The organism is Paraburkholderia unamae (assembly GCF_003096875.1).
GTDB lineage: Bacteria > Pseudomonadota > Gammaproteobacteria > Burkholderiales > Burkholderiaceae > Paraburkholderia > Paraburkholderia unamae.
On sequence record NZ_QEOB01000006.1, the window covers coordinates 231,548 to 245,963 of the forward strand.

The following is a 14,416-nucleotide window of genomic DNA, read 5'->3' on the forward strand; positions in this document are numbered from 1 at the left end:
ACCGCGTCGCACCGGCATCGGGCCGCGTCACCGCCTTCCTGCCGCCTTCCAGCCCGAGCCGCGCGCCCGCGCACGCTACAATACGCCTCATGAAACGCAAAACCCGCATTCAACCGATGAACGACGCTGTCGCCGAGCCGGACGACAACGGTTACGATCGCCCGAGCAAATCCCAGCTCAAGCGCGAAATGGAAGCCCTCCAGGAACTGGGCCAGGCGCTCGTGGAGCTGCCGAAGGACGCGCTCAAGCGCATGCCGATGACGGAAGACCTCGCCGACGCCGTGCACGAGTGCCGCCGCATCAGCGACCACGAAGGCCGTCGCCGCCAGCTCCAGTACGTGGGCCGCATGATGCGCGGCCTGACCGAAGCCGAAGTCGCCGCGCTGCGCACGAAGTTCGAGGAGCACCGCGGCGTGAACAAGGCCGCCACGGCGCGCCTGCACTGGATCGAGCGCACGCGCGAAAAGCTGCTCGCCGACGACGCCGCGCTCACCGAATTCATCCGCGTGCACCCGGCCGCCGACCCGCAGGAAGGCCGCACGCTGATCCGCAACGCCCGCCGCGAACACGAGCAGGGCAAGCCGCCGAAGTATTTCCGCGAGCTGTTCCAGTGGATCAAGGACGCGAGCGCCCAGGGCGCCGACGAGGCTGACGACGACGATGAGCGTGCCGACGAGGACCGCGAAGATGACGAAGCCTGAGCGCAGCCATCCGGATGAACTGGTGATCGGCCTCGTGTCGGTCAGCGACCGCGCGACGAGCGGCGTCTACGAGGACAAGGGCATTCCGTCGCTCACGGCGTGGCTCGGCAACGCGCTGAAAACGCCTTGGCGCGCCGAAACGCGCCTGATCCACGACGACGCCGCAACGATCTCCGCCACGCTCACGGCGCTGGTGGACGGCTTGGGGTGCGATCTCGTGCTCACGACGGGCGGCACCGGCCCCGCGCGCCGCGATGTGACGCCCGAGGCGACGCTCGCGGTCGCGACGAAGGAAATGCCGGGGTTCGGCGAGCAGATGCGCCAGATCAGCCTGAATTTCGTGCCGACGGCCATTCTGTCGCGCCAGGTCGCCGTGATCCGCGAAAACGACGATCACGCGGCGCTCATCATCAACCTGCCGGGACAGCCGAAGTCGATCAAGGAAACGCTGGAAGGCCTGCGCGACGAGCAAGGCGCGGTGAAGGTGCCGGGCATTTTTGCCGCGGTGCCGTATTGCATCGACCTGATCGGCGGCCCGTATATCGAAACCGATCCGAACGTCGTGGCGGCGTTCCGGCCGAAGAACGCGCAGCGGGCGCCGCGCGCGTAAGACTCAACACGCACTACGTTTTCGCGCAGCGGCGGCAGCGCCGCCACTGCGCGTCCCGGAAAGTCCGGCGGCGCTCAGAGCGCCGGACCGGCCTCGCCCGTCGCCACGTCCGGCACGATGCCCGGCGCGGGGATCAGGAAGTGCTCGCGGTAGTACTTGAGTTCGTCGATCGACTCGTGGATGTCGGCCAGCGCCGTGTGCATCGCGCGCTTCTGGAAGCCCTTGTAGATGGCCGGCTGCCAGCGGCGGCACAGTTCCTTGAGCGTGCTCACGTCGAGGTTGCGATAGTGGAAAAAGCGCTCCAGCGTGGGCATCCAGCGCGCCATGAAGCGGCGGTCCTGGCAGATCGAGTTGCCGCACATCGGCGACTTGCCGGGCGGCACGTATTGCGAAAGGAACGCCATGATCTGCTCGGTCGCGCTCTCCTCGGTCACCGTCGAGGCGCGCACGCGCTCCGTGAGGCCCGAGCGGCCGTGCGTGTTGCGGTTCCATTCGTCCATGCGGTCGAGCACGGCTTCCGGCTGGTGGATCGCGAGCACGGGACCTTCCACGAGCTTGTCGAGCGTCGAGTTCGTCACCACCACAGCGATCTCGATGATACGGTCGTTGTCGGGATCAAGCCCCGTCATTTCCATATCGAGCCAGATCAGGTTCATGTCGGTACGCTCGATGAGCGGCGCGCCGGCGGAGGTGATGTCAGTCATGAGGGCAACCCGAAAAGCGTTGGAAGCGCGGCGTGTGCGCGGCAAACGCGAGGATGCGATGCCCGGCCGGCAAGAACATATAATTGTCGCATAGATACCACGGACTTCCTGGATGCCTAATCTGTCCCCCTCCCCGGCGCTGTGCTTCAGCGCCCTGTTCGTTGTCGCCGTGCTCGCCATGGTCGCGACCAAGCTCTGGCTCGCGTCGCGCCAGATCCGTTTCGTCGCCGCGCATCGCGGCGCGGTGCCCGCGCAGTTCAGCGCTACCATCCCGCTCACCGCCCACCAGCGCGCCGCCGACTACACGGTCGCGCGCACGCGCCTTGGCATGATCGAGATCGTGCTCGGCGCCGTGGTACTGATCGCGCTCACGCTGCTCGGCGGCGTGCAGGCGCTCGATCTCGGCATCTCGGATGCGATCGGGCGCGACTATGTGGGCCAGATCGCGCTCGTCGGGGCCGTGCTCGCCATCTCCGGCGTGGTCGAGCTGCCGCTCGACTACTACCGCCAGTTCGTGATCGAGGAGCGCTTCGGCTTTAATCGCATGACGAAGCGCATCTTCATCATGGACCGCATCAAGGGGCTGCTGATCGGCGCGGCGTTCGGCATTCCGCTGCTGTTCGTCGTGCTCTGGCTCATGCGGCAGGCAGGCAGCTTCTGGTGGCTCTGGACGTGGGCCGTTTGGGTCGCGTTCCAGATGCTCGTGCTCGTGCTCTACCCCACCTTCATCGCGCCGCTCTTCAACAAGTTCGAACCGCTGCGTGACGAAGCGCTGCGCTCGCGCATCGAGGCGCTCATGCAGCGCTGCGGCTTCGCGGCCAAGGGCCTGTTCGTGATGGACGGCAGCCGCCGCTCGGCGCACGGCAACGCCTATTTCACGGGCTTTGGCGCGGCCAAGCGCATCGTCTTCTTCGATACGCTGCTCGCGCGCCTCTCGGGCAGCGAGATCGAGGCCGTGCTCGCGCACGAGCTGGGCCACTTCAAGCGCCGTCACGTCATCAAGCGCATGGTCGTCACGTTCGCGATCAGCCTGGCGCTGCTCGCGCTGCTCGGCTGGCTCTCGCAGCGCGTGTGGTTCTACGAGGGTCTCGGCGTGCGGCCGTCGCTGCTGGGCGGCAACGAAGGACTCGCGCTCGTGCTGTTCTTCCTCGCCGTGCCGGTGTTCCTGTTCTTCGTCACGCCGCTTGGCAGCCTCTCGTCGCGCAAGCACGAGTTCGAGGCCGACGCCTTCGCCGCGACGCAAACGGACGCGCAGCATCTCGTCAACGCACTCGTGAAACTCTACGAGGACAACGCGTCGACGCTCACGCCCGACCCGCTCTATACCGCGTTCTACTACTCGCATCCGCCGGCTTCGCAGCGGATCGACCGACTGCTCGCGCACGCATGAACCGGCGCGCAACGAAGGCCGCCGGCACCGCAAAAGCCACCGGCGCCACGCTGCACGGCGTGGTGATCGCCGCCCACGGGCGCCACTATCTCGTCGCGCCCGACGGCGGCGGCGCGCATCTGCAATGCTTCCCGCGCGGCAAGAAGAGCGAGGTGGCGGTGGGCGACCGCGTCGAGTATCAGTCGACATCCGCCGACCAGGGCGTGATCGTCGCGATCGGCGAGCGGCGCAACCTGCTCTACCGCTCCGATCAGTTCAAGTCGAAGCTGTTCGCGGCGAACCTCGACCAGTTGCTGATCGTGCTCGCCACCGAGCCGCACTTCAGCGAGGACCTGCTCGGGCGCGCGCTCGTGGCCGCCGAGGCCAACGACCTCAAACCGCTCATCGTGCTCAACAAGATCGACGTGGAAGCCGCGCTGCCGCTCGCTCGCCAGCGGCTCGAACGCTATCGCGCGCTCGGCTACACGGTGCTGGAGCTTTCGGTGAAAGGCCGCCCCGAAGAGGCGCGCGCGGCGCTCGCCGAGCATCTGCACGGCCATCAGACGATCCTGCTTGGCCAGTCGGGCATGGGCAAGTCGACGCTCGTGAACCTGCTGATTCCCGACGCCGAAGCGGCCACGCGCGAGATCTCCACGGCGCTCAACAGCGGCCGCCACACCACGACGTTCACGCGGCTCTACCGGCTGCCTGACGATGGAACGCTAAGCGGCGGCGCGCTGATCGATTCGCCCGGCTTCCAGGAATTCGGCCTCTATCACCTGACCGAAGGGAAGCTGGAGCGCGCGTTCCCCGAATTCCGCCCGCTCCTTGCGCATTGCCGCTTCTATAACTGCCATCACCTGCACGAGCCGGGCTGCGCGATTCTGGAAGCCGTCGATGATGGCCGCATCGCGCCCGCGCGCCAGGCGCTCTACGCGCAGTTGATGCACGAGATCAGCCAGGTCGTGCGCTGAAGCGCTGCGCACCGCCCGGCACCCCGCTCTCATGATCAAGCTCGTGCGCGCGCCGAATCTGCTGATCGCCCAGCACTGGATGAACATCCTCGCCACGGCAGGCGTGCCCTGCGAGCTGCACAACCGCTACCTGAGCGGCGCGATGGGCGAGATTCCCGCCGAGCAGTGCGCGCCCGAACTGTGGCTCGTGGACGAGCGCGACGAGAAGCTGGCTCGCCGCCTGATCGACGATGCCGTGAACGGGCCGCCCGCAGGCGCGCCCAGTTGGCGCTGCGCGCACTGCGGCGAGGTGCTCGAAGCGCAGTTCACCGTGTGCTGGCAATGCGGGCGTGAGCGCGACGTGCGCGACGAGTGAGGCAACGCCGACCCAAATGCAAATGGGCCGCAAATCAGTCTGGCGGCCCATTGGCTTTGTTGCAGAGCGGCTTTGCGCCGCTCAAAGCCACACGGCAATCGTCAGCATGAGCAGCAGGATCATCCACAGGATCACGGCGCGCCATACGAGGCCCACGGCCGATTGCAGCGTGCGCGGCGTGCAGTCGTCGCCGACGGTGTACGGACCGCCCTCGCCCGGCTGCGCGAGCACGTCGACGCTCGACTGCTCCGCGAGCGGCCCCGAAAGGCGCGCGCCCAGCGCGCCGCTGCCGGTGGCGAGCAGCACGCCTTCGTTGGTGTCGGGCCACTGGTTGGTGTGGTTGCGCCAGGCGTAGATCGCGTCCTCGAAGTTGCCGACGATCGCAAAACCGAGCGACGTGAGGCGCGCCGGCACCCAGTCGATCACGAAGAACACGTGCTGTGCGAAGTTCGAGAACGCCTCGGTGCGGTCTTCCGCCGGACGCGCCCACTCGCGCGCGAGGTATTCGGCGATGCGGTACAGCACGGCGCCCGCGGGCCCGATCGGCACGAGGAACCAGAAGAACACGCCAAACACGTGGCGGTGCGAGGCCACCACCGCGTGAATGAGCGTATGGCGCACGATCTCGCTCACGGGCATGTCCACGGCGTCGATGCCGGTCCATTCATGGAGGATTTCACGCGCGCGCGGCACGTCGTCGTTGTTCAGCGCGAGGTGGATGTCGGTGAAATAGTGGCTGAACTGGCGAAAGCCGAGCGTGAAGTACACGACCACCACGTTCCAGAGGAACGCCAGCACGAAGCTGATGTGATAGAGCACGTAATAGACGAGCGCCGTGGCGAGCGTCCACGGCAGCACGACCACGAGCCAGGCGATCAGACCATGCTTTTGCTTGCCGGCGTCGAAGCCGTGGGCGGCCCATTCCGCATTGAGGCGCACGAGCGCCATGACGGGATTATTGGGCGACAGCGCCCGCACCTGCTCGATGACGAGGGCCAGCAATACGGAAAAGAAGGTCATGCGACGCGCCGTGCAAACCGGGTTGCAAAAGAGGTTTTAGAAATTGTTGCAACGATATCACAGGGCCAGATGTGCCAGACCATCGGCGGCCATTCGGGCGGCAAACTCGCAACAGTGCGCCACGGCGCTTGCGCGCGCCGCCAGACGTGTTACGCGAGCAGGAAGCGGTAGAAGTTGCGCAGCATGCCCGCCGTCGCGCCCCAGATGAAGTGCGTGGCATTCAAGCTGGAAGCGGCGATGCGGTCCGGCGCATTGCGATCAGGATAGGGCATCGCATAGAAGCGCCGCTCCCCACCCTCCCAGCGGAACACGCGCACCTGATGATGCGCGGGGTTCATCAAAAAGCTCAGCGGCACCTCGAAGATACTGGCCACTTCGAGCGAATCCGCGGCGAGCGTGAACGGCTCGTGCACGAGGCCGACCACGGGCGTCACCTTGAAACCCGTGCCGGTGAGGTACTCAGGCAGCGCGCCGAGCACTTCGACGCGCGCGGGGTCGAGGTTCACCTCCTCGTGTGCCTCGCGCAGCGCGGCGGCGATGGGCGTGGGGTCGGACGGCTCGCGGCTGCCGCCGGGAAAGCTCACCTGCCCCGCGTGATTGCTGAGATTGTCCGCACGCTGCGTGAGCAGCACGGTCAGGCCGCCCGGGCGCATGGCGATCGGCACGAGCACGGCGGCCTCGCGCGGGTCGCGCAGCTCGGCGAGCCGGGCTTCCTGCGGCTCGGGATCCCACGGCAGACGCTGCTCGAAGCGCGTGCGCAGGCCGGCGGGCGTCAGGCGATCGGCCGCGACCTGGGGAAGGTTTGCGCCTGTCGATTCGATCGGCAAGCTTTCGGGTTCAAATACTGGACGGATCAACGGGTGTCTCGGATTGCACGTACACGAGATTATTTTGAGGCCAAAAAGAAAAAAGCACCCCGAAGGGTGCTTCTTTCTTACAGCTTTTACGCCTGGTCGGCCGGAGCAGCTGCGCGGTCTTTCGACACCAGCTTTTCCTTGATACGTGCCTTCTTGCCCGACAGGTTGCGCAGGTAGTAGAGCTTCGCGCGACGCACGTCGCCGCGGCGCTTCACCACGATGCTGGCCAGCAGCGGCGAGTACGTCTGGAACGTACGCTCGACGCCTTCGCCCGACGAGATCTTGCGCACGATGAACGCCGAGTTCAGGCCGCGGTTACGCTTCGCGATCACGACGCCTTCGTATGCCTGAACGCGCTTGCGGTTACCTTCAACCACGTTCACGTTGACGATCACCGTATCGCCAGGAGCGAATTCGGGGATGGTCTTCTCGCCCAGCACGCGCTGGATTTCTTCCTGCTCGAGTTTTTCAATCAGATTCATGGATTGACTCCGTATGCCATCTTGTCGGCGTTCGTACCTGTGCAGGATGCGCTCTGCAACTACGGCCCCGATAGAGGATGGATTCACAACTGGCGCCGTTCACGCATGAAGCGGCACCGCCTTTTGCGCCCCTTGTCGCGCCCGCCCGAAGCCTTACGCTTCGTTCGCGCCCTTCGCGAGACTAGCGAGCCATGCCTCGTCGGCACGGCTCAACATCTTGTTCTTCCTGGCCCGCTCGATCAGATCGGGCCGCTTGCTCCACGTGTTGCGCAACGCCTCGCGGCGACGCCACAACTCGATTTCCGCATGATGGCCGCCAAGCAGCACATCGGGCACACGCTCGCCGTCGTATTCCTCGGGGCGCGTGTAATGCGGGCAGTCGAGCAGACCGTCGACGAAGCTGTCCTGCACCGCCGACAGCGCGTCGCCGAGCACGCCCGGCAGGTTGCGCACCACGGCGTCCATCAAGGCCATCGCGGGCAATTCGCCTCCCGAGAGCACGAAGTCGCCGAGGCTCACCTCTTCGTCCACACAGCGGTCGACGAGACGCTGGTCGATCGCTTCATAGCGGCCGCACAACATCACGAGACCCGGCTCCTGCGCGAACTGCATGACCCGTTCGTGCGTGAGCGGCTTGCCTTGCGGCGACATCAGCAGCACACGCGGGGCGCTCACGCCTTGCTCCGCCTGCGCGGCCTTCGCCGCGCCGATCGCCGCTTCGAGCGGCTTGGCCAGCATGACCATGCCGGGGCCGCCGCCGTACGGGCGGTCGTCGATCGTACGATAGTTGTCGGTCGTGAAATCGCGCGGATTCCACGTGCGCAACGTGTAACGCTGCTGCTTCGCCGCCCGGCTGGTGATACCCCAGTCGGTCAGCGCGCGGAACATCTCGGGAAAGAGCGTAACGACATCGAACTGCATCGCTCTCTCCGTTCAGCGAAATTGAATCAGGGCGCGCGGTGTGGACACCGCGTTGCTTAGTAGTCGGCTTCCCAGTCGACGACGATACGCTTCGCCGCCAGGTCCACCGTCTTCACGAACACGCCAACGAACGGGATCAGGCGCTCACCGGTGACCGGCTTGCCCTCCTTGTCCGTGGACGGGTACGTGACACGCAACACCGATTGCGCGCCATTGTCGATCAGGTCGGCAACCTTGCCGAGCTCGACACCGGCCTCGTTGGCCACGTCGAGGCCGATCAGGTCGACCCAGTAATACTCGTCGGCTGCGGGCGCGGGGAATTCGGCCCGGCTCACGTACACGCGTGCGCCGCGCAACAGCAACGCGGCGTCGCGGTCGGCCACGCCCGAAAGCTGGCCCACGACACTGTCAGCATGAATCTTGGCGCTCACGCGCAGCGCGGAATGACGCTCGCGCGGCTGACCCTCGCGGCCCTTGAGGAGCCACCAGCGTTTGGCGGAAAGCAACGCGCGTCCGTCCTGAGCGTGCGGCGCGATCTTCAGCCAGCCCTTGAGGCCATAGGCGTCGATCACGGCGCCGACCTCGACTGCGTCGGCAGGCCAGCTCGATTCGGTTTCGGCGTGCAGGCCTTCGGCGGCGGGCGCAGCTTTCGCGGCGCTCTCGCGAGCAGGCTTGCGCACGAACGCGCCAAACGACGGCGCGCCGCGGCTCGCTGCCTTGCCGGCGCCACTGGACGCCGCGCCGGTTGCAACGGTGGGCGCCCCGCTCTCCGACGCGTCGTTCGCCTCTACGGCAGATTTAGCGTCATGCGCGGACATCGGCACCCCTTGCGACCAGCTTGATATCGCACACGCGGCTCATGCAGCGCGTACGTGGGTAAAACACAGACAACAGACTGAAAAGACGCTTAAAGACTTAAGCAGCCGGCGCAGCGGCGGCGGTCTTTTGCGCTTCCTTCACGAGGCGCTCGACGGCCGGCGACATTTGCGCGCCGTTTTCCTTCCAGTACGTCACGCGATCTTGAGCGATACGCAGCGTTTCACCCTTGGTGGCGACCGGGTTGTAGAAGCCCACGCGTTCGATGAAACGGCCGTCGCGACGGTTGCGCGAATCGGTTGCGACGATGTTGTAGAACGGGCGCTTCTTCGAGCCGCCGCGTGCCAGACGGATGATGACCATACTAAAATCCTTGAAAACCGGGGGTTCGGGACTACTGAAACATGCGATTATAGCCCGAATCTGGAGGCATAACAAACACTTAACAGGAAATTGCGCGCACTCGCGCGGAAAGCGGCGAAATACGGTGGTCAAATCGTGGTCAAGCGGCGGTCAACCTGCGGCTCATGCCCATGACGGGCGGGCCTTGGAGCGTATTGTGGCGATTTTCGGACAGCTTGTGCAGTGGACGCCACGCCAATGGGGCGGCGGCGTGCGTGGTTCCACCCTCTTTTCGGGCCCAGGCCGCGGCGCCAAACGCCGTGCCGTTGCGTGTCTCGCCTTTGCCGCCGCGCTGCTCGCGGCGCCCTTCGCCCATTCGGCGCTTCCCATCGAGCGTATCAAGCTGCCGCCGGGATTCCACATCGAAGTCCTCTCCGACGACGTTCCCGGCGCGCGCGAAATGACGCTCTCCAGCAACGGCACGCTCTATGTCGGCAGCTTCCAAGGCAACGTCTACGCGCTCGAACTGAAAAACGGCAAGCTCGACAAGCGCCACGTCGTGGCCTCTGGGCTCACGATGCCGGTCGGGGTGGCCTGGCGCGACGGCGCGCTCTATGTCTCGGCCGTCTCGTCGATCGTGCGGCTCGACGACATCGATCACCACCTGGACAACCCGCCCCGGCCCGCGGTCGTCACGAGCGCCCTGCCCACCGAGCGCCATCACGGCTGGAAGTTCATTGCCTTCGGGCCCGACGGCAAGCTCTATGTGCCGCAAGGCGCGCCGTGCAACGTCTGTCTGCCAGCGAACGACCCGCAACGTGTGCATTTCGCGATGATCGGACGCATGGACCCCGACGGCTCGCACTACGAGACCATCGCGCGCGGCGTGCGCAACACCGTGGGTTTCGCGTGGCATCCGCAAACGCGCGAGTTGTGGTTCACCGACAACGGCCGCGACATGCTCGGCGACGATATCCCCGACGACAAGCTCAACCGCCTTTCGCACACAGGCGAGGACTTCGGCTTTCCGTACTGCCACGGCGGCAACGTGGCCGACCCCGAATTCGGCGCAGGCCATCCTTGCAGCGGCTTCACGCCGCCGGTCGCGAAACTCGGCGCGCATGTCGCCTCGCTCGGCATGCGCTTCTATACGGGCTCGATGTTCCCCGCCGCCTACGCGAACAGCATCTTCATTGCCGAGCACGGCTCGTGGAACCGCAGCAAGAAGGTCGGCTACCGCGTGGTGCGCATCAGCGCCAACCCCGACGGTTCGAACGCGAGGCAAGACGTGTTCGCGCAAGGCTGGCTCAATACCGACGAAACCCAATGGGGCCGCCCCGCCGACGTGCTGCCGTTGCCCGACGGATCGCTACTCATCAGCGACGACTACGCGGGTGCGATCTATCGCGTGACCTACAGCAAGCCGTGATACAGCGCCAGGCTTACGCCCGGCGGCATACGTGGTGCCGGGCATAAGCGCACGCTTGTCCCGCGCGGCGGACGCACGGCTACAATGCCCAGCGGCCGTCCACGATCGCACCAGCCCATGCCCAACGAGAAGAACCTCACACGCTTTCGCTCCAAGACGCTCACTGCCGCGCTCGCCTTCCTGTTTGGCAGCCTCGGCGCGCACCGCTTCTATCTGTACGGGCCGCGCGACTTCTGGGGCTGGGCGCACGCGCTCGCCACGCTCATCGGTATTCCCGGCGTGGTGTTGCTTGCCGCCACGGAGCGCGCCTCGATTCCCGGCTGGGTGCTCGCCGTGATTGGCGCCGTTTCCGTGCTGTCGGCGTTTCTTGCGGCGATCGTCTACGGCCTGCGCCCCGACGCCAAATGGGACGCGCAGTTCAATCCCGCCTTCGCGGAGAACGGCCGCACGAGCCGCTCGGGCTGGACGGTGATCTTCGTCGTGATCTTTTCGCTGCTGATTGGCGCGTTCCTGCTCATGACGGGCCTCGCGCTCTCGTTCCAGACGTACTTCGAATCGCAGGTCGAAGCCGCGAAGGCGATCTCGCAGTAACGCCGCGGCGCGCGCTCAGAACAAGTCAAGCTGCGGCTTTTCGCGCACGGTCTTCGCCTGCACGAACGCCGACATGTCGAGAATGCCGTGGCGGCGCTCGTTGAGCCCGAGGCGGCGCACGGCGTTGTGAAAGCGCTGCTTGAGCAGGTCCGCCCAGAGACCCGTGCCCTTCATGCGCTGTGAGAAAGCCGACTCATAGTCCTTGCCGCCGCGCATGTCGCGCACGCGGCTCATCACCCGCTCCGCGCGCTGCGGGAAATGCGCCGCCAGCCAGTCCTGAAAAAGCGGCGCGACTTCCCACGGCAGGCGCAGCACGATATAGCTCGCGCTTGTCGCGCCCGCCTCGGCGCAGGCTTCGAGCACGCGCTCCATGTCGGGCTCGGTCACGAAGGGAATGACGGGGGCGATGCTCACGCCCACCGGCACGCCGGCTTCGGCCAGCGTGCGAATCGTGCGCAGCCGCCGCGCCGGCGTAGCCGCGCGCGGTTCGAGCGAGCGCGCGAGATCAGCGTCGAGCGTGGTGATGGTGATGGCGGCCATGAACTGCTTGCGCGCCGCCATCGGCGCGAGGAGGTCGAGATCGCGCTCGATCAGCGAAGACTTCGTGATGGCCGCGAACGGGTGATGGCGCTCGGCCAGCACCTCGATCACGCGGCGCGTGATGCGCAAGTCGCGCTCGACGGGTTGCCAGGCGTCGGTGTTCACGCCGAGCGCGATGGGCTCCGGCTCGTACGACGGCTTCGCGATTTCCCGCGCGAGCAGTTCCGCCGCGTTGACCTTCGCATAGATGCGGCTTTCGAAGTCGAGGCCCGGTGACAGGCCGAGATAGCTGTGCGTGGGGCGCGCGAAGCAATAGATGCAGCCGTGCTCGCAACCCCGGTACGGGTTGAGCGAAACGTTGAACGGAATGTCGGGCGACTGGTTGCGCGTGAGGATGCTTTTCGCGCGCTCCTCGAAGACTTCGGTGCGCAGCGTGGGCTCAGCAGCGTCTTCGCCCACTTTCCCCTCCCCGCACTCTCCGCCCTGCGCGTTCTCGCGGCCGCCCGCTTGCTGCCAGCCGTCGTCGAACGCTTCGCGCTGGTCGACTTCGTAACGCCCCTGGAGGTTCGTGACCGCACCGCGCCCCTTGCGCGCCGTGGGCGGCGCAACGGGATACCAGGCGTCGGGATCGTGGGGATGAGAGTCGGTCACGGCTGAAACGGGAAGGACATGAAGAACGCGGCTCGATACTGTATAAATATACAGTATCGAGCCGCGTTGTCGAGTCCTAAAAACAGGGCGCTTTCAGTCGCCCACCGCGATCGTCAGCGTCTCCTTGATCTCCTCCATCACCACGTAGCTCTTCGACTGCACCGCGCCCGGCAGTTGCAGCAGGATGTCGCCGAGCAGCTTGCGGTAGTCGGCCATCTCGCCAATGCGCGCCTTGATCAGATAGTCGAAGTCGCCCGAAACGAGGTGGCATTCGAGCACCTCGGGAATCTTCTGCACCTCGCGGCGGAACTGGTCGAACATGTTGCCGCTTTTGTGGTCGAGCGTGATCTCCACGAACACGAGCAGCGCCGCGCCCAGCACGCCGGGATTCACGCGCGCGTAGTAGCCCGTGATGACGCCGTCGCGCTCCATGCGCTTCACGCGCTCGATGCACGGCGTAACTGAGAGTCCGACCTGCTCCGCGAGGTCCTTCATGGCCATGCGACCGTCTTCCTGGAGCAGTTTCAGGATGCGATGGTCGAGCCGGTCGAGCGCACGGACCGGTTGGCGCTGCGTTCTCATGATTTATTCCTGAAAAACAGAGAAATACGATAACAAAACCTAGAGATACAACAATAGCATAGCTGTAATAACTGGCTACATCCGAAATTTCGTGCCTTCCACCCTATCGGTGCCGCAACACGGCAATCAGGGTCCCCGGCAACGCGGCGTAGCCCCACCAATCTCTAGGGAGCAGCTATGCGAGTCGTCGTGTTGGGCAGTGGTGTGGTCGGGGTGGCCAGCGCCTGGTATCTCGCCCGCGCGGGCCACGAAGTCACGGTGATCGACCGCGAGGCGGGTCCCGCGCTCGAAACCAGCTTTGCGAACGCCGGCCAGATCTCGCCGGGTTACGCCGCGCCGTGGGCGGCGCCGGGCGTCCCGCTCAAGGCGATCAAGTGGATGTTCGAGAAGCACGCGCCGCTCGCCATTCGCCTCGACGGCACGAAGTTCCAGTTGCAGTGGATGTGGCAGATGCTGCAAAACTGCACCACCGATCGCTACGCGCTCAACAAGGGCCGCATGGTGCGCCTCGCCGAGTACAGCCGCGACTGCCTGCAAGCGCTGCGCGCCGACACCGGCATCCACTACGAAGGCCGCACGGGCGGCACGCTCCAGGTGTTCCGCACGCAACAGCAATTCGAAGGCGCGGCGAAGGACATCGCCGTGCTCAAGGAAGCCAACGTGCCGTATGAGCTGCTCACCGCCGCCGAACTCGGCCGCGCCGAACCGGCGCTCGCCGCGGTCTCGGGCAAGCTCACGGGCGGCCTGCGCCTGCCCGGCGACGAAACCGGCGACTGCCAGATGTTCACCACGCGCCTCGCCGCGATGGCCGAGGAACTGGGCGTGAAGTTCCGCTACAACACGCCGATCGACGGCCTCGCCATGCAAGGCGACCGCATCGCCGGCGTGCAATGCGGCAGCGAACTCGTGCGCGCGGATTCGTATGTGGTCGCGCTCGGCTCCTTCTCCACGAAGATGCTCGCGGGCCTCGTGAAGATTCCCGTCTACCCGCTCAAGGGCTACTCGATCACGGCGCCGATCGTCAACGCGGACGCCGCGCCGGTTTCGACCGTGCTCGACGAAACCTACAAGATCGCGATCACGCGCTTCGACGACCGCATCCGTGTGGGCGGCATGGCGGAGATCGTCGGCTTCGACAAGACGCTGAAGCAGGCGCGCCGCGAAACGCTCGAAATGTGCGTGAACGACCTGTTCCCGGGCGGCGGCGACACGTCGAAGGCCACCTTCTGGACGGGCCTGCGCCCGATGACGCCGGACGGCACGCCCGTGGTCGGCCGCACGCCGATTTCGAACCTGTTCCTGAACACGGGCCACGGCACGCTGGGCTGGACGATGTCGTGCGGCTCGGGCCAACTGCTCGCCGACCTGATCTCGGGCAAGCAGCCCGCGATCCGCGCCGACGACCTGTCGGTCCACCGCTATCTCGGCGACACGCAAGGCTCGCATCGCCCGGCCTACGCCTGATTGGCCAG

General features: G+C 65.9%; 17 protein-coding genes. 8 read left to right on the top strand and 9 right to left on the bottom strand.

Features of this window, described 5'->3' with window-relative positions; genetic code table 11:
• Positions 1-89 precede the first annotated feature (89 nt).
• Positions 90-701, top strand: a complete 612-nt coding sequence (yjgA, locus tag C7402_RS14835; RefSeq protein WP_116611150.1) for a ribosome biogenesis factor YjgA — start codon at positions 90-92, stop codon at positions 699-701.
• Entirely contained in the window at positions 688-1,311 is a 624-nt protein-coding gene (gene mog / locus C7402_RS14840) for a molybdopterin adenylyltransferase (protein WP_112171317.1), read from the top strand. Before yjgA ends, mog begins: the two co-directional genes overlap by 14 nt.
• Before the next feature lie 74 nt (positions 1,312-1,385).
• Here the strand turns inward: mog and orn are convergent, their stop codons facing one another.
• On the bottom strand, positions 1,386-2,015 hold the full coding sequence (gene orn, locus C7402_RS14845; RefSeq protein WP_112171318.1) for an oligoribonuclease: 630 nt from the start codon (positions 2,013-2,015) through the stop codon (positions 1,386-1,388).
• Positions 2,016-2,127: 112 nt separating this feature from the next.
• Between orn and C7402_RS14850 the strand changes: the two genes are divergently transcribed.
• From C7402_RS14850 to C7402_RS14860, 3 genes are read left to right on the top strand one after another with little or no spacing between them, the layout of a single operon-like run.
• The gene (locus C7402_RS14850; protein WP_112171319.1) at positions 2,128-3,405 is read left to right on the top strand and encodes a M48 family metallopeptidase; all 1,278 of its coding nucleotides are present in this window, start codon (positions 2,128-2,130) and stop codon (positions 3,403-3,405) included.
• Positions 3,402-4,358 (top strand): ribosome small subunit-dependent GTPase A, encoded by a 957-nt coding sequence (gene rsgA / locus C7402_RS14855; RefSeq protein ID WP_116611151.1) that lies wholly within the window; start codon positions 3,402-3,404, stop codon positions 4,356-4,358. Before C7402_RS14850 ends, rsgA begins: the two co-directional genes overlap by 4 nt.
• A gap of 34 nt (positions 4,359-4,392) precedes the next feature.
• Positions 4,393-4,713: a putative signal transducing protein gene (locus C7402_RS14860; RefSeq protein ID WP_112171475.1), complete on the top strand. Its 321-nt coding sequence runs from the start codon at positions 4,393-4,395 to the stop codon at positions 4,711-4,713.
• 81 nt (positions 4,714-4,794) lie between these two features.
• Here the strand turns inward: C7402_RS14860 and C7402_RS14865 are convergent, their stop codons facing one another.
• The 6 genes from C7402_RS14865 to rpsP all read right to left on the bottom strand — a co-directional run bounded on the left by C7402_RS14865 (position 4,795) and on the right by rpsP (position 9,172).
• The gene (locus tag C7402_RS14865) at positions 4,795-5,733 is read right to left on the bottom strand and encodes a CobD/CbiB family protein (RefSeq protein ID WP_112171321.1); all 939 of its coding nucleotides are present in this window, start codon (positions 5,731-5,733) and stop codon (positions 4,795-4,797) included.
• 149 nt (positions 5,734-5,882) lie between these two features.
• Positions 5,883-6,590 (bottom strand): CoA pyrophosphatase, encoded by a 708-nt coding sequence (locus C7402_RS14870; RefSeq protein ID WP_116611152.1) that lies wholly within the window; start codon positions 6,588-6,590, stop codon positions 5,883-5,885.
• 86 nt (positions 6,591-6,676) lie between these two features.
• Positions 6,677-7,072 (bottom strand): 50S ribosomal protein L19, encoded by a 396-nt coding sequence (gene rplS, locus C7402_RS14875; protein WP_112171323.1) that lies wholly within the window; start codon positions 7,070-7,072, stop codon positions 6,677-6,679.
• Between the two features lie 153 nt (positions 7,073-7,225).
• Positions 7,226-7,993, bottom strand: coding sequence for a tRNA (guanosine(37)-N1)-methyltransferase TrmD (trmD, locus tag C7402_RS14880; protein ID WP_116611153.1), 768 nt, complete (start codon positions 7,991-7,993; stop codon positions 7,226-7,228).
• Positions 7,994-8,049: 56 nt separating this feature from the next.
• Entirely contained in the window at positions 8,050-8,811 is a 762-nt protein-coding gene (gene rimM / locus C7402_RS14885) for a ribosome maturation factor RimM (RefSeq protein ID WP_116611243.1), read from the bottom strand.
• A 97-nt stretch (positions 8,812-8,908) separates the two neighbouring features.
• The gene (gene rpsP / locus C7402_RS14890; RefSeq protein WP_028206744.1) at positions 8,909-9,172 is read right to left on the bottom strand and encodes a 30S ribosomal protein S16; all 264 of its coding nucleotides are present in this window, start codon (positions 9,170-9,172) and stop codon (positions 8,909-8,911) included.
• A gap of 250 nt (positions 9,173-9,422) precedes the next feature.
• Between rpsP and C7402_RS14895 the strand changes: the two genes are divergently transcribed.
• Both C7402_RS14895 and C7402_RS14900 read left to right on the top strand, forming a co-directional pair.
• A complete protein-coding gene (locus C7402_RS14895; protein WP_425273785.1) occupies positions 9,423-10,580 on the top strand; it encodes a PQQ-dependent sugar dehydrogenase in 1,158 nt (385 codons plus the stop codon).
• A 117-nt stretch (positions 10,581-10,697) separates the two neighbouring features.
• Entirely contained in the window at positions 10,698-11,171 is a 474-nt protein-coding gene (locus C7402_RS14900; RefSeq protein ID WP_116611155.1) for an NINE protein, read from the top strand.
• 15 nt (positions 11,172-11,186) lie between these two features.
• On the opposite strand, the gene C7402_RS14905 is transcribed toward C7402_RS14900, so the two are convergent.
• Complete coding sequence (locus tag C7402_RS14905) at positions 11,187-12,362, bottom strand: PA0069 family radical SAM protein (protein ID WP_116611156.1); 1,176 nt, start codon at positions 12,360-12,362, stop codon at positions 11,187-11,189.
• A gap of 93 nt (positions 12,363-12,455) precedes the next feature.
• Positions 12,456-12,944, bottom strand: a complete 489-nt coding sequence (locus tag C7402_RS14910) for an Lrp/AsnC ligand binding domain-containing protein (RefSeq protein WP_112171328.1) — start codon at positions 12,942-12,944, stop codon at positions 12,456-12,458.
• Between the two features lie 177 nt (positions 12,945-13,121).
• On the opposite strand from C7402_RS14910, the gene C7402_RS14915 reads away from it, so the two are divergent.
• Positions 13,122-14,408: a D-amino acid dehydrogenase gene (locus tag C7402_RS14915; RefSeq protein ID WP_116611157.1), complete on the top strand. Its 1,287-nt coding sequence runs from the start codon at positions 13,122-13,124 to the stop codon at positions 14,406-14,408.
• The last annotated feature ends 8 nt before the right edge of the window (positions 14,409-14,416 follow it).